The organism is Enterobacter cloacae complex sp. IR5459 (assembly GCF_049238005.1).
Classification (GTDB): Bacteria; Pseudomonadota; Gammaproteobacteria; order Enterobacterales; family Enterobacteriaceae; genus Enterobacter; species Enterobacter hormaechei_C.
The window spans coordinates 258,737-282,334 of the sequence record NZ_JBMKIG010000003.1; the positions used below are offsets into that span (position 1 = coordinate 258,737).

At 55.4% G+C, this 23,598-nt stretch carries 15 protein-coding genes; 7 read left to right on the top strand and 8 right to left on the bottom strand.

All coding sequences use genetic code 11. The features are described 5' to 3' along the window. Positions 1–180 precede the first annotated feature (180 nt). Positions 181–1,476: a SulP family inorganic anion transporter gene (locus ACOTX4_RS07685; RefSeq protein WP_032645730.1), complete on the top strand. Its 1,296-nt coding sequence runs from the start codon at positions 181–183 to the stop codon at positions 1,474–1,476. On the opposite strand, the gene mgtE is transcribed toward ACOTX4_RS07685, so the two are convergent. From mgtE to ACOTX4_RS07715, 6 genes are all read right to left on the bottom strand, one after another. Continuing rightward, on the bottom strand, positions 1,439–2,875 hold the full coding sequence (gene mgtE, locus ACOTX4_RS07690; protein ID WP_006811337.1) for a magnesium transporter: 1,437 nt from the start codon (positions 2,873–2,875) through the stop codon (positions 1,439–1,441). The two genes, ACOTX4_RS07685 and mgtE, sit on opposite strands and share 38 nt — an antisense overlap. A 140-nt stretch (positions 2,876–3,015) precedes the next feature. Next, positions 3,016–4,659: a multidrug ABC transporter permease/ATP-binding protein gene (locus ACOTX4_RS07695; protein ID WP_003859392.1), complete on the bottom strand. Its 1,644-nt coding sequence runs from the start codon at positions 4,657–4,659 to the stop codon at positions 3,016–3,018. A 76-nt stretch (positions 4,660–4,735) separates the two neighbouring features. Continuing rightward, the gene (gene alkB / locus ACOTX4_RS07700) at positions 4,736–5,386 is read right to left on the bottom strand and encodes a DNA oxidative demethylase AlkB (protein WP_023324984.1); all 651 of its coding nucleotides are present in this window, start codon (positions 5,384–5,386) and stop codon (positions 4,736–4,738) included. Then, complete coding sequence (gene ada / locus ACOTX4_RS07705) at positions 5,386–6,444, bottom strand: bifunctional DNA-binding transcriptional regulator/O6-methylguanine-DNA methyltransferase Ada (RefSeq protein WP_045331106.1); 1,059 nt, start codon at positions 6,442–6,444, stop codon at positions 5,386–5,388. The genes alkB and ada overlap by 1 nt, the downstream gene beginning before the upstream one ends. A gap of 72 nt (positions 6,445–6,516) precedes the next feature. After that, positions 6,517–7,572 carry an FAD:protein FMN transferase ApbE gene (apbE, locus tag ACOTX4_RS07710; protein ID WP_023300605.1) on the bottom strand — a complete coding sequence of 352 codons (1,056 nt, stop codon included), beginning with the start codon at positions 7,570–7,572 and terminating at the stop codon, positions 6,517–6,519. Between the two features lie 114 nt (positions 7,573–7,686). Continuing rightward, positions 7,687–8,781, bottom strand: a complete 1,095-nt coding sequence (locus tag ACOTX4_RS07715) for a porin OmpC (protein ID WP_003859401.1) — start codon at positions 8,779–8,781, stop codon at positions 7,687–7,689. Between the two features lie 743 nt (positions 8,782–9,524). Here ACOTX4_RS07715 and rcsD point away from each other — a divergent pair. After that, positions 9,525–12,197, top strand: a complete 2,673-nt coding sequence (rcsD, locus tag ACOTX4_RS07720) for a phosphotransferase RcsD (protein ID WP_063937741.1) — start codon at positions 9,525–9,527, stop codon at positions 12,195–12,197. 16 nt (positions 12,198–12,213) lie between these two features. Then, positions 12,214–12,864, top strand: coding sequence for a response regulator transcription factor RcsB (rcsB, locus tag ACOTX4_RS07725; protein ID WP_003859405.1), 651 nt, complete (start codon positions 12,214–12,216; stop codon positions 12,862–12,864). 111 nt (positions 12,865–12,975) lie between these two features. On the opposite strand, the gene rcsC is transcribed toward rcsB, so the two are convergent. After that, positions 12,976–15,822: a two-component system sensor histidine kinase RcsC gene (gene rcsC / locus ACOTX4_RS07730; protein ID WP_022651523.1), complete on the bottom strand. Its 2,847-nt coding sequence runs from the start codon at positions 15,820–15,822 to the stop codon at positions 12,976–12,978. A gap of 135 nt (positions 15,823–15,957) precedes the next feature. Then, positions 15,958–18,594 carry a DNA topoisomerase (ATP-hydrolyzing) subunit A gene (gene gyrA, locus ACOTX4_RS07735; RefSeq protein ID WP_023314566.1) on the bottom strand — a complete coding sequence of 879 codons (2,637 nt, stop codon included), beginning with the start codon at positions 18,592–18,594 and terminating at the stop codon, positions 15,958–15,960. 146 nt (positions 18,595–18,740) lie between these two features. Between gyrA and ubiG the strand changes: the two genes are divergently transcribed. The 4 genes from ubiG (at position 18,741) to yfaE (ending at position 23,596) form a co-directional block, all read left to right on the top strand. Continuing rightward, positions 18,741–19,469: a bifunctional 2-polyprenyl-6-hydroxyphenol methylase/3-demethylubiquinol 3-O-methyltransferase UbiG gene (ubiG, locus tag ACOTX4_RS07740; RefSeq protein ID WP_003859413.1), complete on the top strand. Its 729-nt coding sequence runs from the start codon at positions 18,741–18,743 to the stop codon at positions 19,467–19,469. Between the two features lie 348 nt (positions 19,470–19,817). After that, positions 19,818–22,103 (top strand): class 1a ribonucleoside-diphosphate reductase subunit alpha, encoded by a 2,286-nt coding sequence (gene nrdA / locus ACOTX4_RS07745; protein ID WP_003859415.1) that lies wholly within the window; start codon positions 19,818–19,820, stop codon positions 22,101–22,103. Between the two features lie 108 nt (positions 22,104–22,211). Next, positions 22,212–23,342 (top strand): class Ia ribonucleoside-diphosphate reductase subunit beta, encoded by a 1,131-nt coding sequence (nrdB, locus tag ACOTX4_RS07750; protein WP_023314567.1) that lies wholly within the window; start codon positions 22,212–22,214, stop codon positions 23,340–23,342. Next, a complete protein-coding gene (gene yfaE, locus ACOTX4_RS07755; RefSeq protein WP_023324987.1) occupies positions 23,342–23,596 on the top strand; it encodes a class I ribonucleotide reductase maintenance protein YfaE in 255 nt (84 codons plus the stop codon). Before nrdB ends, yfaE begins: the two co-directional genes overlap by 1 nt. The last annotated feature ends 2 nt before the right edge of the window (positions 23,597–23,598 follow it).

Below are 23,598 nucleotides of genomic sequence, written 5' to 3' on the forward strand. Positions count from 1 at the left end.
GCCTTAGTTGAATAGTGCTTGATGCGTGGAAATTACAGGTGAAACACGCTGCGGTGGCACGGTAGCAACTTTTAAATATTGTTTAAAGGTTACGAAATTATTGTAATTGTGAAATTTAATGATGGATTGTTTGTAGGGTTTTGGCAGACAGGCTGGCACCCGACGATTTTCCTGGCTATGATGCTGCACTTTGTGATCGCGCGCACGGAAGCCTGCCCCTACCAGCGAATTGTTATGTCATTACCCCACTCGTCTGTACCTCAAGAAGGCCATGTCGCCACTGTTTTACGTTCGCCTCACCGTCTGATGCGCGAAACCCTGGCCGGTGTGATTACCGCGCTGGCGCTGATCCCGGAAGTGATTTCGTTTTCCGTGGTCGCGGGCGTGGATCCGAAAGTGAGTCTTATCGCCTCCGTGGTGCTCTGTTTCGCCCTTTCCCTGCTCGGCGGGCGTCCGGCCATGGTGACGGCGGCGGCAGGTTCCGTCGCGCTGGTGATTGGCCCGATGGTCCATCAACACGGCGTACAGTACATTCTGCCCGCGGTGGTGATGGCAGGCATGATTCAGATCCTGTTCGGCGCGCTGGGTATGGCGCGGCTGATGCGCTTTATTCCCCAGTCGGTGATGACCGGGTTTGTTAACGCCCTTGGCATTTTGATTTTCTTTGCCCAGGTGCCCCATTTCTGGAGCCGAAGCCCGGTGATTGTGGGCCTGTTCGTGCTGACGCTGCTGATTGTGCTGTGGGTGCCACGCTATATCAAAAGCGTGCCCTCCCCGCTGATTGCCATTGTGCTGCTGACTTTGTTCACCGTCACCAGCGGGCAAATTCTGCCGACGGTAGGGGATGAAGGCTCCATGAGCGGCGGTTTGCCGGGCTTTACGCAACTGCTGGTGCCGCTCAATCTGGAAACCCTGAGCATTATCTGGCCGTGCGCGCTAAGTATCGCTTTCGTTGGCCTGCTGGAATCCTTGCTGACGGCAAAACTGGTGGATGAACTGACCGCTACCCCCTCCAGTAAGCGTCGCGAGAGCATCGGTCTGGGCGTGGGGAATATTATGGCCGGGTTCTACGGTGGCATTGCGGGCTGCGCGATGATTGGGCAGACCATCGTAAACGTGGAGATGGGGAAAGGCAGAAGCCGTATCTCCACCCTTGCGGCGGGTATCGTACTGCTGGTGCTGGTTACGGCGCTCAGCGAGGTGATGGCCAAAATCCCGATGGCGGTACTGGCGGGTATTATGGCCATTGTGGCCGTCAAGACCTTTAGCTGGCATAGCGTTCAGCCCGGAACGCTGAAAAACGCGCCGGTGGCTGAAACCGTCGTGATGCTGGTGACGGTTGTGGCAACGGTTTACACCGGCAACCTGGCGATTGGCGTGCTGGGCGGGATTGTGATGATGTTCATCCTCCCTGCCCGACTTAAGCAAAAAGCACTGGCTACAGAAGAAAAATCGTCGCCAGTCCAAGAAAAATAAAGAAACCGCCGGTATCGGTAATGGCGGTGATCATCACGCTCGACCCCACCGCGGGGTCGCGCCCCAGCCGGGTCATCGTCAATGGGATAATCACGCCCATCATCGCCGCCACCAGCAGGTTCAGCACCATCGCCAGCATCATGACCCCGCCCAGCGCCATATCATCGTACAGCCACCAGGTAATGCCGCCCATGATGCCGCCCCAGACCAGGCCGTTAATCAGCGCGACGCCCATCTCCCTGAAAATCAGCCACGAAAAATTACCCGGCTGAATGTTTTCCAGCGCCAGGGCGCGAACGATCATGGTGATAGTCTGGTTGCCGGTGTTCCCGCCGATCCCCGCCACAATCGGCATCAGCGACGCCAGGGCCACCAGCTGGGAAATGGTATGTTCGAAGCCGTCAATAACGCGGGACGCCACGAACGCGGTGCATAAATTGATGGCGAGCCACGCCCAGCGGGTTTTGACGGCCTTGCCGACGGAGGCATGAACATCGTCTTCGGCACTGATCCCGCCAAGGGCACGCAGGTCGTTATCGGTCTCTTCATAGACCACGTCAACGATCTCATCGATGGTCAGACGCCCCATCAGCTTGCCCACCGAATCCACCACCGCCGCGCTCACCAGGTCATCACGTTCGAAAGTACGCGCCGCTTTTTCGGCATCGTCTTCCGGCGAGAAGACCATCGGCTCGGTTTCCATGACCTCACTCACCCGCTGCTGGGTGCTGTTCAGCAGGATCGTTTTCAGCTCCAGCTCCCCGAGCAGGGTTTTATCCCGCGAGGTGACGAACAGTTTATCGGTGTTGTCCGGCATACTGCCCAGGCGACGAAGATAGCGCTGCACCGTACCCAGGGTGACGTCCGGACGCACGGTGATGACGCCAAACTCCATGATCGCACCGACGCTGTTTTTCTCGTAGTGCATCACCTGACGCACGCGCGCCCGCTCTTCGGCAGGCAGGGAAGCCAGCAGGCGTCCGGTCAGGTTGCGCGGAAGATGCTGAACGAGGTAAATCTGCTCATCGATATCCAGCGTTTGCAGTGCGTCAAGAATGTCCCGGTCGCTCATCTCATCGATAAGGTCATCCCAGACGTTTTCCGAGGCTTCCAGCAGCACCTGACCGCGCTCGTGATCCTGCACCAGCCGCCACAGGGCGTGGCGCTCCTCGGAAGGCAATGCCTCCAGGGTGTCCGCCAGATCCGGAGGTGGTAAATGTGCAACCAGCGCACCTACCTCAGCAATATCGTCGGCCAGCGTGCCGACATCATATTGCTCAGCCAGGGTTAGCTTACCCAATAACGTTGACGTGACCGCTTTATCGGTCGTCAGGAGCCAGATGAGCCGCGCACGCTCCTGGTCACGCTGCCTGGCGCTGTTTTTCTTTAATACCGACATCAATCATAAATCCATTAAATGAGTTGGCGTTAAGCATAGCGCGGGGATATGTAAATAAGAATAAACGGCGGGTCGGGATGGAGAAAAAAACGGCATATATGAAAAATTAGTGTGCCGGGGTTCACCCGGCACAATTGCAATCAGGCCGTACGCGCCACCGCGTCCCGTGACGCCGCATCGCGCTCATCGCCGGTCAGCTCGCTCAGCTTGCCGTCGCGCATCTCCAGCAGACGGTCGGCGTGAATGAAGTAGTGATCGTCATGGCTGATGGCAAAAATGGTTTTTCCCATCGCCTGCATCAGCGGCAGCAGGACCTGATAAAACTCGCGACGGAAGTGCGGGTCCTGATCGGCGGCCCATTCATCCAGAAGGATGATGTCGCGCTCTTCGGCCAGCGCCAGCAGCAGCGCCACGCGCTTCTTCTGCCCTTTCGACAGCTTGAGATTCAGGATTTTGCCATCCTGAAGCTCCAGCTTGTGCGACATTTGCAGGTGCGCAAGCCACTTCTCCACCAGCGCCGGATCCGCCTGCTGCCCTTCCGGTCCCAGCAGCCGGTCGAACAGCCAGACGTCGGTAAATACCGCCGAGAAGAGCTTGCGGTAGTCCTCCGGTTTCTCCGCGCTCAGCGCTTTACCATCCAGCAAAATTTCACCCGACTGCGGCTGGTAGAGGCCCGTCAGCAGCATCGCCAGCGTGGATTTGCCGCTGCCGTTACCGCCGATCAGGAACAGCAGTTCGCCGCGGTGAATGGTCAGGTTGATCGGCCCCACTGAGAAGGCGTTATCCTGATAGCGGAAGGTAACGTTACGCAGCTCCAGCGTTTGCCAGTTCGGGAAGGCCTGCGGGCGCGGGAACTCAGCCTTAAACGGCGCAAGGTCGAACTTCTTCAGCTTGTTGAAGGCCACCTGTGCGCTCAGCAGCGTCGGCAGTGCGCCAACGGCCGACAGCAGCGGCGTGCGTAAAAACAGCAGCGTCAGGGAGTAGGTTGCCGCCACGTTGGTATCCGCCCACCCCAGGCTGTTCGCCATCCAGAACACCAGGCCAATCGCGCCCAGCATCATGATGTTGGACCAGTTCACGGCGCTCAGGTGGAACGTATCGGCGCGAATAATGTGATGACGATATTCGTGCGCATCCGGAATATAGAGATGGTTGAAGATATGTTCGGCGCGCTCGCGGTTCAGCGTCAGCTCTTTACGCCCTTCCAGCACCGTCTGGTAATCGTTATAGAGCTTGTCTTCCGTTTCGCGCAGCACCGCCATGTGCTTATAGACGCGTGATACCAGCAGGAACCCGCCCCAGATGGTAATAACAATCCACAGCGCCGTTACCGCCAGCATTTTGCTGGAGAGCCAGGCGAGATAGGCTGCCGAGCCAAAGGTCAGGATGATCCCCTGCACCAGCTCCGGCAGGCGCACAAAGGCGATGGTAATGGCGCGCACATCGCTGGTCAGCCCCGCCAGCAGAGAAGCACTTCCCAGCTGTTCGATGCGTTCCACTTGAGTATCAAGGATCCGTTTGATGAACTCACTGCGCAGACGGAAAACGAAGTGGTGGCCGAGCGCGGTCAGCGCCAGCTGTGACCCGAGCGTGACTGCCATCAGCAGCAGCAGTAAACCCAGAAATTCCGGCAGGACGGAGAGTGACGTGTCGACCATTTCGATCAAACGCACGTTAATGAAGGCAATCAGGCCGATCCCCAGCGCCGCGCTGGCAAGGCTTAACGCCATCACCGCGATAAAAGGCCAGCGATACTGCCGCCAGACAAGAAGAAGTAGTTGCATGCAGAGCAATCCGGACAAGAAAAATCAGCCAGCAGTGTAAACTGCCTTTCACACACATCAAGAATAATTCTTATTTTTATTCTCTGTACGCTGCCTGGCGGAACGTGAGGTTGTAGCGAAACTCCCCCGCCACCGGGTGATCGCCTGGTTTAAGCGGCTGAATACCGTGATAAAAAAGCCGTGATTCACCGCCCCAGACCACCACATCGCCATGCTCCAGCATCAGCCGTTTGAGCGGGTCGTTGCGCCGCAGGCCGCCAAACTGAAAGACAGCGGGCAGCCCAAGGGATACCGAGACAATCGGCGCGCGCAGGTCCGGCTCGTCCTTATCCTGATGCAAGGAGAGCTTTGCCCCAACGGCATAGCGGTTAATAAGACAGGCATCGGGTCGAAAATCAGGATAGCCGGCCGCCACGGCGGCATCATGACACAGCGCCTGAAACGCCTCCGGCATCGGCGGCCACGGCTGATCCGTCAGCGGATCGTACGCGGCATATACATAGCCCCGCTCATTCGTCGCCCATCCCAGTTCGCCGCAGTTGGTCATCGCCACGGACATGGTATACCCGCCCGGCGTAACCATATGGCGAAACGGCGAACGGGCGGTGACGGCTTTAATGCCGTCGAACAGCGCCGCCGCGCGGGAAAGCGCGAAGCGTCTCAGGATCGTCGCCCCCGGCGCGAGCGACTCCTGCCAGGGTTCAGCATCAGCAAAAAGATCGAGCATTATTCCTCCGGGTTGTTCGCCTCACGTTTCAACAATAGCACCTTACGCGCTGCGCCCCAGCGATAACCCGACAGCGCGCCGTCGTTACGCACCACGCGGTGACAGGGGATGACTATCGCCAGTTTGTTGGCACCGCAGGCCCCCGCCACGGCACGTACGGCATTGGGTTTACCAATGGCCTTTGCCACCTGCTGATAGCTTGCCGTTTCTCCGCAGGGGATAGCCCGCAGCGCCTGCCAGACCTGCTGCTGGAAGGAGGTACCCCGGATATCCAGCGGCAGCGTCAGCGGCGTCGCGCGGCTGTCGACAGAGGCAATCACCTGACGTACACGCCCGGCAAATGCGCCTTCCATCGGTTCACGGACGGCAAGCGGAAACAGTGACAGCAGCTCAGCCGTCAGCCCGGCATCGTCATCACCCAGCAGTATTGCGCAGATCCCGCGCTCGCTTTCCGCCACCAGACAGCGGCCTAGCGAGCAGTCACTGATGGCATAGCGGACCGCAGCCTCTCCGTTGCGGTACTGTTTTGCCGTCATGCCTAGCGCGCCGTTGGCTTTACGGTAGTAACTGCTGCCGCCCGGAAAGCCAGCGGCCAGTACGGCGTCGGTGATTTTACCGCCCTGTGCAAGCAGGGTGCGCAGGCGTTGTTCACGCGCGGCCTGCTGCCATGCTTTCGGCGTCATGCCGGTGACGGATTTAAACAAGCGGTGGAAATGGAACGGACTCATGGCAACCTGCTGCGCCAGTGCCTCCAGGTTCAGCGCGGCATCCTGTTCAAGCAGTCGACAGGCCAGCGCAATGTTGGCCTTTTTCTGCGCCATAGGGTCGACCTGGTCCGGCCTACAGCGCTTACAGGGGCGGAAACCCGCCTGCGCGGCCTGGTGAGCATCAGGATAAAAGCAGACATTTTTACGCAGCGCGTGGCGGGCGCGACAGGACGGACGACAATAAATGCCGGTCGTCTGCACGGCAAAGACAAACTGGTTATCCGCACGCGGATCGCGGGCCAGTACGGCCTGCCAGCGATCCTCATCGGTAAGATAGGTTGTGTTTTTCATTATCGGCTCCTCTTACAAGCATACGCTCAGCTTGCCTGAACGCCACCGAACAAAAACCCGCAACCTTGCTTTTTAATTTTTTTCGCTCACCAGGAAGCTATTGAACTGCGGCGAACTCCAGGTTTTAAACCCGTCAGCCTCTTTAGTGATCATATAGACGGCCAGCCCTTCCTGACGCACTACCTCTTTGGCCTTCTCCGTGCCGAGCACCATCAATCCGGTATCCCAGGCATCCGCCTCCAGCGCGGTTGGGGCTATCACCGTCACGGACACCAGGTTATGGGTAATCGGGCGTCCGGTTTGCGGATCAATCACGTGCGAGATACGTTTTCCATCCAGCTCGTAATAGTTGCGGTAGCTTCCGGAGGTGCTGATACCATGCCCGTTGATGTCGACAATCGCCTGCACCGCGTTCTGCTGATCGGTTGGTTTTTGGATGGCCACTCGCCACGGCCTGCCGCTGGCGTTCATGCCCCGGCTGACGAGCGCGCCCCCGACGGAAACCAGATAACGCGGAATGCCTTCCTGCGCCATCAGGGCCGCGAGATGATCCGCAGCATACCCCTCGCCTACCGTGGAGAGATCGACAAACAGGTCGGGAATATCTTTTTGCAGGTATTGCTGACCGTACTGGGAGATCACCGCCAGATGCTGTAACCCTGTACGGGCGCGGGCGTCGTCGATGGCGGCTTGATCGGGTGTAGTCACCGGCTGCTTGTTGGGGCCAAATCCCCACAGGTTCACCAGCGGCCCCACGGTCACATCCATTGCGCCATTGGTTTTGTAGCCCACGCGCATGGCTTCCGTGACGATATCGGCCATTGCTTCGCTCACCGGCCACAGCGAGGTGCTGCTGGAGCGATTGAAACGCATCAGCGCTGAGTCATTTTTATAGGTAGAGAGTAGCTGATCGTCGGCATCCAGCTGCGCCTGAATTTTACCGCGTAATTCTTCAGCGCGGGATTTATCAATATCCATCACGCTGACGCGCCAGAAGGTCCCCATGGTTTTCCCTTCCAGCACCGTCGCGGCGGGTGCGTCGATTTTTGCGGGCTGTGTGGAAGAGTCACACGCGGTCAGGAGTAAAAAAGTCGCCAGAACGCTGGCGCGTAAAAAAGTCATATCCATTGGTTATTATCCTCATGCCAGGGCGGCAAGAGTACACTAAAACAGCGTATTTGTAAGACCCTAAAAAAGCATGAAAAAAGGGGCCTGATGGCCCCTTTGTTGCTGTATGAGCAATTAGAACTGGTAAACCAGACCCAGCGCGACGATATCGTCAGTACCGATACCTGCTGCGCGAGTGAAGTCGTTCTCATCAACCAGGTTGATTTTGTAATCAACGTAGGTGGACATGTTTTTGTTGAAGTAGTAAGTCGCGCCAACATCAACATATTTCAGCAGATCCTGGTCGCCGTAGCCGTTTTCCAGGTCCTTACCTTTAGATTGCAGGTACGCCACGGATGGACGCAGACCGAAGTCGAACTGATACTGCGCAACCACTTCGAAGTTCTGCGCTTTGTTAGCCCAGCCCAGGTCGCCCGCACGGGTCGCGTTGTAAGTCTGAGTATACTGTGCAGCCAGGTAGATGTTGTTCGCGTCATATTTCAGACCACCGGTGTAGGTCTCTGCGCGATCGCCTTCACCGTAGTAGCCCGCAGCGTTCTGGTCAGCAGTACGTTTAGAACTGGTGACTGCCGTACCGATAGCGAAGCCTTCGCCCAGATCATAGGTCAGAGAGCCGCCGTAGCCATCACCGTTCTGACGCAGTGCCTCACGACCGTTGTTGGTCTGGCCTTCGCCGCTTGCGCTGCCGTTTTTACCCTGGTACTGCAACGCGAAGTTCAGACCATCAACCAGACCGAAGAAGTCCTGGTTACGGTAGGTCGCGAAGCCGTTACCACGCTGCTGCATGAAGTTGTCAGAACCGTAGGTATCGCCGCCGAATTCCGGCAGAACGTCGGTCCAGGAAGTTACATCGTAAACAACGCCGTAGTTACGACCATAGTCGAATGAACCCGCATCCGCGAATTTCAGACCTGCGAACGCCACACGCGTCCATGAGTTGTTTTCGTTCTCACCAGAGTTACCCTGGATCTGGTATTCCCACTGGCCGTAACCGGTCAGCTGGTCGTTAACCTGAGTTTCGCCTTTGAAGCCCAGACGCATGTAGGTCTGGTCGCCGTCTGCACTGTCGTCATCAGAGAAATAGTGCAGGCCATCCACTTTACCGTACAGATCTAATTTGTTGCCGTCTTTGTTATAAATTTCAGCCGCATTTGCTGCGCCTGCCACCAGCAGAGCTGGTACCAGGAGGGACAGTACTTTAACTTTCATTTTATTAACCCTCTGTTATATGCCTTATTATTTACCACTGCTTACTGGTCAACCCTCTTAACCAGTCGGCAAGTTCATTCTCCTCAAAAATGCAGAATAATCCAACAGGAATATGATACGAAAACTTTGAAGATGTTTCACTTTGCCATCAAGATGTTTCAATTTGTAAATTTGGAGGAACTTTTACAGAGCATTAATAGTTTAAAAATATAGCACGGATAATCAAAACAAAAATATATCGCATTAAATTCAGCAAATTGCCGTAAAAAACAGTACAGCACTGAATGACAAAAAAATTCCCTTCAACACCACTAAAATAACCCTCGCTATCATCATTAACTTTATTTATTACCGTCATTCAGTTCTGAATGTCTGTTTATCCCTAATTGAACCGGATGCTTCGCATTCGGTTTTTTTTTACCTTTCTTTACGTCAACCTACATTTAATATGCTACCGCTGGGTAATGATAACGACTATTAACTAAATCCCGAATACGGCTTGCACTTAATTGTTTTTATGCTATCGAAATTAATTTCTTGTTTATTCGTGCTATTTTTCTGCCGGTGCGATGGCGTATTTATACATTTCACGGGGTTTTGTACACCTTTCACCCGGGGACGTTGAAGCCGGTTACCCGGATAAAAAGTCAAGGTTATACCGATAACGACGCTGGAAATTCAGTTATTACCCTTTATACTGCCCTATCCCATTACCGCGCGGCCATTACGGGTTAAACACATCGATGAGTCAGACTGAAACTACCGCCCCGAGCAAATTCTCCCTTCTACCGGGCAGCATCACCCGTTTCTTTCTTCTGTTGATCGTTGTGCTGTTAGTCACAATGGGAGTGATGATCCAGAGCGCCGTTAACACCTGGCTTAAAGATAAAAGCTATCAAATCGTCGATATCACCCATGCGGTGCATAAGCGCATTGATACGTGGCGCTATGCGACCTGGCAAATCTACGACAATATCGCTGCCGCGCCCGCCACCTCATCAGGCGAAGGGTTGCAGGAAACGCGCCTTAAGCAGGATGTGTATTACCTTGAAAAACCGCAGCGCAAGACGGAAGCACTGATTTTCGGCTCGCACGACAGCGCAACGCTTGAGATGACGCAGCGGATCTCCTCCTATCTGGACACCCTGTGGGGCGCCGAGACCGTACCGTGGTCAATGTATTACCTGAACGGTCAGGACAACAGCATGATCCTGATCTCAACCCTGCCGCTTAAGGATCTCTCGTCGGGCTTTAAAGAGACCACCGTTGGCAGTATTGTCGATTCCCGTCGGGCAGAAATGCTGCAACAGGCCAACGCGCTGGACGAGCGCGAAAGTTTCTCGTCATTACGCCGTCTTGCCTGGCAGAATGGTCACTACTTTACGCTGCGAACCACCTTTAACCAGCCGGGCCATCTGGCGACCGTGGTTGCCTTCGACCTGCCGATTAACGATCTCATCCCACCGGATATGCCGCTGGACAGCTTCCGTCTGGAGCCAGACAATAGCACCCAAAATATGCGCTCGCCGTCGGATAAAGAAGGCGCGGACAGCGTAGCGATCTCATTTAATGGCTCAAAGATTGAGATTGCCTCATCGCTCAACTCAACCGGTATGCGTCTGGTGTGGCAGGTGCCTTTTGGCACCCTGATGCTTGATACTCTGCAAAACATTCTGCTGCCGCTGCTGCTGAATATCGGCCTGCTGGCGCTGGCGCTGTTTGGTTACAGCACCTTCCGTTTCCAGTCGGGCCGCCAGAGCGACTCGACGTCGGTATCAGCCGGGACCAGCAACGAGCTGCGCATTCTTCGTGCCCTGAATGAAGAGATTATTTCCGTGCTGCCGCTTGGGGTGCTCGTTCACGATCAGGAGGCAAACCGCACGGTAATGAGCAATAAAATTGCCGATCACCTTCTGCCGCATCTTAACCTGCAAAATATTACGGCCATGGCGGACCAGCATCAGGGTGTCATCCAGGCCACCATTAATAATGAACTATATGAGATCCGTCAGTTCCGCAGTCAGGTCGCGTCGCGCACGCAAATCTTCATCATTCGCGATCAGGATCGCGAAGTGCTGGTGAATAAAAAGCTCAAGCAGGCGCAAAGACTGTACGAGAAAAACCAGCATGGCCGCGCCGCGTTTATGCAAAATATTGGCGATGCCTTTAAACAGCCGTTGAAGTCACTCGCCACGCAGATTGCTGATCTGAGCACGCCAGAAAGCCGACAGCTAAGCAGCCAGGCCGATTCACTGGTTCGTCTGGTGGACGAAATCCAGCTTGCGAACATGCTGGAGAATGACATCTGGAAGGGCACCTCTACGCTCTTCTCCATCCAGGACCTGATTGATGAGGTGGTGCCGGAAGTCCTGCCGGTGATCAAGCGCAAGGGACTCCAGCTGCTGATCAACAACCATTTACCGGCCAACGACGAACGTCATGGCGATCGCGATGCCCTGCGTCGCATCCTGATGATGTTGATTCAGTATGCCGTCACCACGACGCAGATCGGCAAGATCACCCTTGAAGTCAGCACCGATGAGTCCACCGACGATCGTCTGACGTTCCGCATCCTGGATACGGGCGAAGGCGTGACCGTGAGCGAAATTGATAACCTGCACTTCCCGTTCCTGAACGATACCCAGCGCGACCACTACGGTAAGGCGAATGCCCTCACCTTCTGGCTTTGCGATCAGCTGGCGCGTAAGCTGGGCGGTCATCTGAACATTAAGGCGCGCGAATCCCTCGGCACCCGCTACTCTTTACACGTTAAAATGGCGGCGAATCCACAGGAAGAGGATGAAGAGCGTCTGCTGGACGATGTGGTGGTGATGGTGGATGTGACCTCCAGTGAGATCCGAAATATCGTCGTACGTCAGCTGGAAAACTGGGGTGCGTCCTGCATTACCCCGGACGAAAGGCTCGCGAGTCAAGAATTTGATCTATTTTTAACTGATAATCCGTCTAATCTTACTGCCTCAGGCTTGCTTTTAAGCGATGATGAGCCAGGCGTGCGGAAAATCGGCCCTGGGCAGCTGCGCGTCAACTTTAATATGAGCAATGCAATGCAGGAAGCTGTATTACAACTGATTGAAGAGAATCTGGCGCAGGAAGAGATCCTGGAGTCACCGTTAGGCGGCGATGAAAATGCCGAACTCCATGCCAGCGGATATTATTCGCTCTTCGTTGATACAGTACCAGATGATGTTAAGCGGTTGTATACTGAGTCCGCTGCGCAGGATTTTGCAGCGCTGGCACAGACAGCACACCGGCTTAAAGGGGTGTTTGCCATGCTTAATCTGGTTCCCGGCAAGCAGTTATGTGAAACGCTGGAACATCTAATTCGTGAGAAAGATGCCTCTGGCATTGAAAAATACATCAGCGACATTGACGCTTACGTCAAGAGCTTGCTGTAGCAAGGTAGCCTTATACATGAACAATATGAACGTAATTATTGCCGATGACCATCCGATTGTACTGTTCGGTATTCGCAAATCACTTGAACAGATCGAGTGGGTGAATGTAGTCGGTGAATTTGAAGATTCCACAGCCCTCATTAACAACCTGCCTAAACTTGATGCGCACGTGCTCATTACCGATCTCTCCATGCCTGGAGATAAATACGGTGATGGGATCACGCTCATCAAATACATTAAACGCCACTTCCCGGACATTTCGATCATTGTTCTGACCATGAACAATAACCCGGCGATCCTGAGCGCCGTTCTGGATCTCGATATTGAAGGGATTGTGCTGAAACAAGGCGCACCTACCGATCTGCCAAAAGCGCTGGCGGCGCTACAGAAAGGGAAGAAATTCACTCCTGAGAGCGTCTCACGCCTGCTTGAAAAAATCAGCGCGGGTGGTTATGGCGACAAGCGTCTCTCGCCTAAAGAGAGTGAAGTTCTGCGTCTGTTCGCTGAAGGTTTCCTGGTCACTGAAATCGCCAAGAAGCTGAACCGCAGTATTAAAACCATCAGTAGCCAGAAAAAATCCGCGATGATGAAGCTGGGTGTGGATAACGATATCGCCCTGCTGAACTATCTCTCTTCCGTGACGCTGAGCGCAACGGACAAAGACTGATCTTCGCTGTCTATGCCGGGTGGCGCTCGCGCTTACCCGGCCTACAAACCCCGCAGGCCCGCGCAAGCGCAGCGCCGCCGGGCACATAAAAAAGGCCCTTTCGGGCCTTTTTTATTGTCTCGCTTTTCGTACCCGCTCCGCATAGACGGATAGCGTCTGCTTCAGTACATCCAGCGTGACCGGCTTCGACAGGCAGCTGTCCATTCCCGACTCCAGACAGCGCTGCTTCTCCTCCGCCAGCGCGTTGGCTGTCACCCCCACCACCGGCAGCGTCAGCCCCAGCTGTCGGATACGCTGCGTCAGACGGTAGCCGTCCATGTTAGGCATGTTCACATCGCTGAGCACAATATCAATATGGTTCTTACTTAAGACATTCAGGGCATCCACGCCATCATTGGCCGTTTTACACTGATAGCCCAGAGAGCCAAGCTGGTCTGCGAGCAGACGACGGTTAATCGGATGATCGTCGACGACCAGAATCATCATATCGTCATTCACCGACGCCAGCTCATCAGGGGAAGCCAGCACGGTGGCGCCGTCGCTGTCTTCAAGCTGCACGCTGTAAATGCGCGCCAGCAAGCCCAGCAGCTCGTGCGGTGTCGCCACGCTGTGCACCCATACTCCAGGCGAACGCTCAAGCGGAATACCGATATGACGGCGGCAAAACATCACCACGCCGCGCCCCGCCCACGCCTGTTCCGGCTCAACGTCGGTGATCAGCATGTCATCCGCGCCCGGCGTCTGGCCTTCGTAGCGCGAAACCCGCACGCCGCTGCTGGTCAGCATTGAGGTCAGGAAATCATGTAAGGAGGCGTTGTGCACCGCCAGCCAGCAGTGCTTATCGCTCAGGCCGTCGACCGTGGTTTTCGCCGGATAATGCGCCGAATAGAGCGGAATACGAATGGTGAACTGGCTGCCCATACCCGGCTCAGTATCGACAGAGATATCCCCGTCCATCATGCTGATAAGCTTCTCGCAAATAGCCAGACCAAGCCCGGTCCCCTGGAAATTACGCTGGACGCCGGTTCCCACCTGGAAGAACGGATCGAACAGGCGAACAACTTCTTTCGCCGGAATCCCCACCCCCGTGTCGCGCACGCGAATGGTCAGGTACTCCCCTGCCCGACAGACGTGCAGCACAATACAGCCGATATCGGTGAATTTGATGGCGTTGCTCAGCAGGTTTGAGATGACCTGTTGCAGACGCATCGGATCGCCATGCAGCGTCAGGGGCACATCCGGCTCGATAAAGCAGTACAGCCCAAGCTGTTTACGCACCACCAGCGGCAGATAGTTAGCGCAGATATGGTTCATCACCTCGCGCGGGGAGAACTCGCGCGGCTCTATTTTCAACTGCTCGGATTCAATTTTAGAGAAGTCGAGAATATCGCTGATGATTTTCAGCAGCAGGCTGGACGAGTTGTTCATGGCCGTCACCAGCCGGTCGACCCCTTTCGGCAGCTCTTTGGTCTGGAGCAGATCGAGGTTACCGATAATACCGTACAGCGGCGTACGCAGCTCATGACTGACGGTCGCGAGGAACATCGATTTCGACTGACTGGCCTGCTCCGCCGCCTGCGCCATATCCTGCAACGACTCTTCCATTTTCACGCGCGCAGAGACGTCCACCAGCACGCAAATCGCCACGTTTTCATTACGGTAGCGCGAATGGACAAAGCTGATTTGCAGGTTGGTGTGGGTGCTGGTCAGCACATCCACAAAGTTAACCTGTTGCCCACAGATGATCTGCGTTAACCGCTGACGGTCTTCATGCGTTAGCATGTTCAGGTAGTTATGGGCAAGCTCGTTACTGAGGATATTTGTCCCGTCCTGAGTACGCAGGATGCAGATCCCCACCGGTGCCGAGGCGACAATTTTACGGTTAAACTGCTCGTGCTCCTCCAGACGCTGAGCATCCGCCTCCGCCGGAATAAAGATCCGCCGCTCATACATTCTCGCCAGCATAAACAGCGCGACACCTACCGCGATGTTCAACAAAATGGCGTTAAGGATCAGGATGCGAATGCGCTCCAGCACCTTATCCACCGGCAGCGAGTAGACAATGCTCAGCGACGATGGCGGTAAACTTTTCTTCAGCACCAGCTCGCGGAACCCGGAGGTATAGCCAAACCATGACCGCTCCTGCATCCAGCTGGGTTCCACCTTCAGGCGGTTTTCAGGCCCGGTAAGGGAGATGAGCGGATGGCCGTTTTCATCCAGAATGGTCACGCCCATCGGCAGACTGCCCGGCGTGAAGAAGTTTTCCATGCGGATGGTTTGTTCAATCCCCAGCAGCGCTTGCAGGCGGTTTCCGAGGTAAACCGGAGTCAGGGCATAGAAATAGCCGACCCCCATGCGCGGCCCCTGGCTTATCCAGAAGATGTTGTTCCCGCGCTCTTCCTGAGGCGCATTGCGGTATTTCACTATGCGCTCATGCAGGCTTTTCAACGCGTCTTCACGTTCGACGGGCATATCCCGCAGGCCGAAATCTGCCATGCAGAGATTTTCGTTGCTAATCAGATAGACGCGGTTCAGATCGTAAGCGGCCGAGAAGTTATCGCGCCAGTAGCGCATAAACCATGACAGGGACTCCAGTGAACCACGCCAGGCTTTGCCCATGGCGGAACAATCGGAATCCGGGAAGAGCGGTTCGAAATCAGGCACTTCGGTTTTTTCATCCCGACCGCGGATGGCAAGAATGCCGTTCTCCGCCGTCAGTCGATTCTCAGCAATATACTTAAGCTCTTTCATCACGTCAGACGTACGCTGGATATAGCGCTGAGCCTGATCCGAGCTCAAATTAAACTCCTGGCGGATCTCCGCTTCTTTCTGGTGTAACGCGTTAACGATGTAAAACACCGAGAGCAGTGCCACCAGCAACCATAGCAGTAGCGCAAGCGCCCGAAACAGATAGCGGGAGACTTTTAACGTGGTACGAAAGGAGACGAGGTATTTCAAAGGGGCGAGGCTCCGCCGTCGGGGTCAAAAAGAATGTGGTTAAGGTAGCGGTAAACGCGGCTTGTCGCAACGTTCACTTGTCTGCTTGCGCAAAACAAAAGGGCCGGAAACCGGCCCTTTATGCGTCAGGAGACGTTACTCGTCAGCGTCATCCGCTGCTTCATCATCGGTGTCCGCTTCCGGGGCGATTTCATCATCCCCTTCCGCGACGCTGCCGTCGATAGAGTCAAGCTCTTCGTCATCCACCGGCTCAGCAACGCGTTGCAGACCGACGACGTTTTCATCTTCCGCAGTGCGGATGAGGATAACGCCCTGGGTGTTACGACCTACCACGCTGATCTCTGACACGCGGGTACGCACCAGCGTACCGGCATCGGTGATCATCATGATCTGGTCCGCGTCGTCCACCTGCACCGCGCCAACAACGGAACCGTTGCGCTCGGTCACTTTGATGGAGATAACGCCCTGCGTGCCGCGAGACTTGGTCGGGTATTCGCTTTCCGCCGTACGTTTACCGTAGCCGTTCTGGGTGACGGTCAGGATTGCGCCTTCGCCACGAGGAACGATCAGGGAAACCACGCTGTCTTCACCCGCCAGCTTGATACCACGCACGCCGGTCGCCGTACGACCCATTGCGCGCACGGCGTTCTCTTTGAAGCGCACCACTTTACCGGCGGCAGAGAAGAGCATCACTTCATCAGAACCGGACGTCAGATCCACGCCGATCAGTTCGTCGCCTTCGTTCAGGTTCACCGCGATAATCCCGGCTGAACGTGGACGGCTGAACTCGGTCAGTGCGGTTTTCTTCACGGTACCGCTCGCGGTCGCCATAAAGACGTTCACGCCCTCTTCGTACTCGCGTACCGGCAGTATGGCGGTGATACGTTCGTTCGCTTCCAGCGGCAGCAGGTTGACGATTGGACGTCCACGCGCGCCACGGCTTGCTTCCGGCAGCTGATAGACTTTCATCCAGTACAGACGGCCCCGGCTGGAGAAGCAGAGGATCGTGTCATGGGTGTTCGCCACCAGCAGACGATCAATGAAGTCTTCTTCTTTAATACGCGCCGCAGATTTGCCTTTACCGCCCCGACGCTGAGCTTCGTAGTCGGTCAACGGCTGATACTTCACGTAGCCCTGGTGAGACAGCGTCACTACCACGTCTTCGCGGTTGATCAGATCTTCAATGTTGATATCAGAGCTGTTGGCCGTGATTTCGGTGCGACGCTCATCGCCGAACTGATCGCGAACCAGCTCCAGCTCTTCACGGATCACTTCCATCAGGCGCTCTGCGCTACCCAGGATATGCAGCAGCTCGGCAATCTGCTCCAGCAGCTCTTTGTACTCGTCGAGCAGTTTTTCATGCTCAAGGCCGGTCAGTTTCTGCAAACGCAGATCCAGAATCGCCTGGGCCTGCTGTTCAGTCAGGTAGTACTGACCGTCACGCACGCCGAATTCCGGCTCCAGCCACTCAGGACGCGCAGCGTCATCGCCGGCACGTTCCAGCATCGCCGCCACGTTGCCCAGATCCCATGAACGCGCAACCAGCGACGCCTTCGCTTCTGCTGGCGTCGGCGCACGGCGGATCAGCTCGATGATCGGGTCGATGTTCGCCAGCGCAACGGCCAGTGCTTCAAGGATATGGGCACGGTCGCGCGCTTTGCGCAGTTCGAAGATGGTACGGCGAGTCACCACTTCACGGCGGTGACGCACGAACGCGCTCAGGATCTCTTTCAGGTTCATGATCTTCGGCTGGCCATGGTGCAGCGCAACCATGTTGATACCGAAGGAGACCTGAAGCTGAGTCTGGGAGTAAAGGTTGTTCAACACAACTTCACCCACCGCGTCGCGCTTGATTTCAATCACGATGCGCATACCGTCTTTGTCAGACTCGTCACGCAGCGCGCTGATGCCTTCAACGCGTTTTTCTTTTACCAGCTCGGCGATTTTTTCAATCAGTCGCGCTTTGTTCACCTGATACGGGATCTCGTGAACAATAATGGTTTCACGGCCGGTTTTGGCGTCCGCTTCCACTTCGGCGCGGGCACGGATGTAAATCTTGCCGCGACCGGTACGGTACGCTTCTTCAATACCGCGACGGCCATTGATGATTGCCGCCGTCGGGAAGTCCGGGCCCGGGATGTGTTCCATCAGCCCTTCAATGCTGATGTCTTCATCGTCAATGTAGGCCAGGCAGCCGTTGATCACTTCCGTGATATTGTGCGGCGGAATGTTGGTTGCCATACCGACGGCGATACCGGACGAACCGTTCACCAGCAGGTTTGGGATCTTCGTTGGCATGACGTCAGGAATTTTTTCCGTGCCGTCGTAGTTATCAACGAAATCAACCGTCTCTTTTTCCAGGTCAGCCATCAGCTCATGGGCAATCTTCGCCAGACGGATTTCCGTATAACGCATTGCCGCGGCGGAGTCGCCGTCGATAGAACCAAAGTTACCCTGACCATCTACCAGCATGTAACGCAGCGAGAAGGGCTGCGCCATACGGACAATGGTGTCGTACACCGCGGAATCACCATGAGGATGGTATTTACCGATTACGTCACCAACGACACGGGCAGATTTTTTGTAGGCTTTATTCCAGTCATTGCCCAATACGTTCATGGCGTATAGTACGCGACGGTGTACCGGCTTCAGGCCATCGCGGACGTCCGGCAGCGCACGGCCAACAATGACCGACATCGCATAGTCCAGATAGGAGCTTTTCAGCTCTTCCTCGATGTTAACCGGTGTAATTTCTCTCGCAAGGTCGCTCATCTAACCGCTATCCCTCTACTGTATCCCGGATTCAAAGGTCGCAAATTATAACACAGCCACGGTGATACAGGTAAACCTATACGCTTTATTCACAGGGATTGCCTGATATACTCATTTGTCTTGCTAAATAAGGAGTAAAAGCGCCCATGAATGCCGAAAAATCCCCGGTGGCTCACAACGTTGACCACGAAGAGATTGCCAAATTTGAAGCGGTGGCGTCCCGCTGGTGGGATCTCGAAGGTGAGTTCAAACCTCTGCATCGTATTAACCCGCTGCGTCTGGGCTATATCGCGGAGCGTTCCGGCGGTCTGTTCGGTAAGAAAGTGCTCGACGTCGGCTGCGGCGGCGGCATCCTGGCGGAAAGTATGGCGCGTGAAGGGGCCACCGTCACCGGTCTGGACATGGGCTTCGAACCTCTACAGGTTGCGCGTCTTCATGCGCTGGAGTCCGGCATACAGGTAGAATACGTTCAGGAAACCGTGGAAGAGCACGCGGCAAAACATGCGCACCAGTATGACGTGGTGACCTGCATGGAGATGCTGGAGCACGTTCCCGATCCGCAGTCGGTCGTCAGCGCCTGTGCAAACCTGGTGAAACCGGGTGGACAGGTCTTCTTCTCGACCATCAACCGCAACGGCAAAGCCTGGCTGATGGCCGTGGTAGGCGCGGAATATGTGCTGCGCATGGTGCCGAAAGGGACGCACGACGTGAAGAAGTTCATCAAGCCTGCCGAACTGCTGGGCTGGGTTGACCAGACATGGCTTAAGGAGCAGCACATGACGGGCCTGCACTACAACCCGTTGACCGATAAATTCAAACTTGCCCCGGGCGTGGATGTTAACTATATGTTGCACACAACCGCCAAAAACGACTAACGTCATTCGTTATTCTTATAAAGATTGCGCGACATCATGTTGCGCAATTCTGACCTCCCGTTGAAGAAATCAGCACTCGATCAAATTTTGAATTTTTTTTCTTAATTATTGACATCTCTTCCAGGCCTTACGGCACGAGGACTTAGCCTTTTTTACCCTTTCACAACCTCAATTTAACGTCAAAATCAACCCTTGTACTGAAAAGAATCCTTACTAGAATACTCACCATATAGCGTTCTTCTTATCGCAAAACCCCTATATGTAGTATTTATCCACAGAGTTAGTCACAAGACGGGTCTGTGGATAAGCGGGGGATATTTTTTATTTCACGGACAGGTAAAAACCCACATGAATCAGAGTCTGCTGGTGACAAAGCGCGACGGTACCACCGAGCGTATCAATCTGGACAAAATCCATCGAGTTCTCGACTGGGCAGCAGAAGGACTGAACAACGTATCTATCTCCCAGGTTGAACTGCGTTCTCACATTCAGTTCTACGACGGCATCAAAACGTCTGATATCCACGAAACCATTATCAAAGCAGCGGCAGATCTGATCTCCCGCGACGCACCGGATTATCAGTACCTCGCTGCGCGTCTGGCGATTTTCCACCTGCGTAAAAAAGCCTACGGTCAGTTCGAGCCGCCGAAGCTTTACGATCACGTAGTGAAAATGGTTGAGCTGGGCAAATACGACACGCATCTGCTGGAAGACTATACGGAAGAAGAGTTCGAGCAGATGAACGGGTTTATCGATCACTGGCGCGACATGAACTTCTCCTACGCGGCGGTGAAGCAGCTCGAAGGCAAATACCTGGTTCAGAACCGTGTAACCGGTGAGATCTACGAAAGCGCCCAGTTCCTCTATATTCTGGTGGCCGCCTGCCTGTTCTCTAATTATCCACGCGAAACCCGTCTGGACTACGTGAAGCGTTTCTACGATGCGGTCTCTACGTTCAAGATTTCTCTGCCTACGCCAATCATGTCTGGCGTGCGCACCCCTACCCGTCAGTTCAGCTCCTGCGTTCTGATCGAGTGCGGTGACAGCCTGGATTCCATCAACGCGACTTCCAGCGCCATCGTGAAATACGTTTCCCAGCGTGCCGGTATCGGCATCAACGCCGGTCGTATCCGTGCGCTTGGCAGCCCGATCCGCGGCGGTGAAGCGTTCCACACCGGCTGTATCCCGTTCTACAAGCACTTCCAGACGGCAGTAAAATCCTGCTCTCAGGGCGGCGTGCGCGGTGGCGCTGCGACCCTGTTCTACCCGATGTGGCACCTGGAAGTGGAAAGCCTGCTGGTTCTGAAGAACAACCGCGGCGTGGAAGGCAACCGCGTGCGTCACATGGACTACGGCGTGCAGATCAACAAGCTGATGTACACCCGCCTGCTGAAAGGGGAAGACATCACCCTGTTCAGCCCATCCGACGTCCCGGGCCTGTATGACGCGTTCTTCGCCGATCAGGATGAGTTCGAGCGTCTGTACACCAAATATGAAAAAGACGACAGCATCCGTAAGCAGCGCGTGAAGGCGGTCGATCTGTTCTCCCTGATGATGCAGGAACGTGCTTCTACCGGCCGTATCTACATCCAGAACGTTGACCACTGCAACACCCACAGCCCGTTCGATCCGGTGGTTGCGCCAGTGCGCCAGTCCAACCTGTGCCTGGAGATCGCCCTGCCGACCAAACCGCTGGACGATGTGAACGACGAAAACGGCGAAATCGCGCTGTGTACGCTCTCTGCGTTCAACCTGGGTGCGATTAAGAGCCTGGACGAGCTGGAAGAGCTGGCGGTGCTGGCTGTTCGTGCCCTCGACGCCCTGCTGGACTACCAGGATTACCCAATCCCGGCGGCAAAACGCGGCGCAATGGGTCGTCGCACTTTAGGTATCGGCGTAATCAACTTCGCCTACTGGCTGGCGAAAAACGGCAAGCGTTACTCCGACGGCAGCGCCAACAATCTGACGCACCAGACGTTCGAAGCGATCCAGTACTACCTGATGAAAGCCTCTAACGAGCTGGCGAAAGAGCAAGGCGCGTGCCCGTGGTTCAACGAAACCACTTACGCGAAAGGCATTCTGCCGATCGACACCTATAAAAAAGACCTGGATGCGATCGTCAGCGAGCCGCTGCACCTCGACTGGGAAGGCCTGCGCGAGTCCATTAAAACTCACGGCCTGCGTAACTCCACGCTCTCTGCCCTGATGCCGTCCGAGACCTCTTCGCAGATCTCCAACGCCACTAACGGTATTGAGCCACCGCGCGGGCACGTCAGCATTAAAGCGTCGAAAGACGGCGTGCTGCGTCAGGTGGTACCGGATTACGAAACGCTGGGTGACAACTACGAGCTGCTGTGGGAAATGCCAAACAACGACGGCTACCTCCAACTGGTGGGTATCATGCAGAAGTTTATCGACCAGTCGATCTCTGCCAATACTAACTACGACCCGACGCGCTTCCCGTCCGGCAAGGTACCGATGCAGCAGCTGCTGAAAGACCTGCTGACCGCCTACAAATTTGGCGTGAAAACGCTGTACTATCACAACACCCGTGATGGTGCGGAAGACGCCCAGGACGACCTGGCGCCGTCAATTCAGGACGATGGCTGCGAAAGCGGCGCATGTAAGATCTAATAAATTCCCTCACCCTAACCCTCTCCCACAGGGAGAGGGAACTCTTTCCCCCTCTCCCTGTGGGAGAGGGCCGGGGTGAGGGGAAATAACACCACAGGACTCACCGCAATGGCATATACCACCTTTTCACAGACGAAAAACGACCAGCTCAAAGAGCCGATGTTCTTCGGCCAGCCGGTCAACGTGGCACGCTACGATCAGCAAAAATATGACATCTTCGAAAAGCTGATTGAAAAGCAACTCTCCTTCTTCTGGCGTCCGGAAGAAGTTGACGTTTCCCGCGACCGTATCGATTTCCAGGCGCTGCCGGAACACGAAAAGCACATCTTCCTCAGCAACCTGAAGTACCAGACGCTGCTGGACTCCATTCAGGGACGTAGTCCGAACGTGGCGCTGCTGCCGCTAATCTCGATTCCTGAGCTGGAAACCTGGGTAGAAACCTGGGCGTTCTCCGAGACGATCCACTCCCGCTCTTACACCCACATCATCCGCAACATCGTGAACGATCCGGCGGTGGTGTTTGACGATATCGTCACCAACGAACAGATCCAGAAGCGCGCGGAAGGCATTGCGCACTACTACGACGAGCTGATCGAGATGACCAGCTACTGGCATCTGCTGGGCGAAGGCACGCATAACGTGAACGGCAAAACCGTTACCGTAAACCTGCGGGCCCTGAAAAAGCAGCTCTATCTGTGCCTGATGAGCGTCAACGCGCTGGAAGCAATCCGCTTCTACGTGAGCTTCGCCTGCTCCTTCGCGTTTGCCGAGCGCAAGCTGATGGAAGGTAACGCCAAAATTATCCGTCTGATCGCCCGTGACGAAGCCCTGCACCTGACCGGCACCCAGCATATGCTAAACCTGCTGCGCAGCGGTGCGGACGACCCGGAGATGGCGGAAATCGCCGAAGAGTGCAAGCAGGAGTGCTACGACCTGTTCTTGCAGGCCGCCCAGCAGGAGAAAGAGTGGGCAGACTACCTGTTCCGCGACGGCTCCATGATTGGCCTGAACAAAGACATTCTGTGCCAGTACGTGGAGTACATCACTAACATCCGCATGCAGGCTGTGGGTCTCGATCTGCCATTCCAGACGCGCTCTAACCCAATTCCGTGGATCAATACCTGGCTGGTGTCCGATAACGTGCAGGTTGCGCCGCAGGAAGTGGAAGTGAGCTCTTATCTGGTCGGTCAGATTGATTCTGAAGTCAACACCGACGACCTGAGCGACTTCCAGCTCTGATGAGCCGCGTAACGCTGAGCCTTTCTGGTACAGAGGTGTTGTGCCAGGAAGAGCATCCTTCTCTGCTGGTGGCGCTTGAAGCGCATCAGGTTGAGGTAGAGTACCAGTGTCGTGAAGGCTATTGCGGTTCGTGCCGCTGCCGTCTGGTCGCAGGCCAGGTGGACTGGCTGACCGAACCGCTGGCCTTTATCAATGAAGGGGAAATTTTGCCCTGCTGCTGCCGGGCAAAAGGCGATATTGAGATCGAGATGTAAAA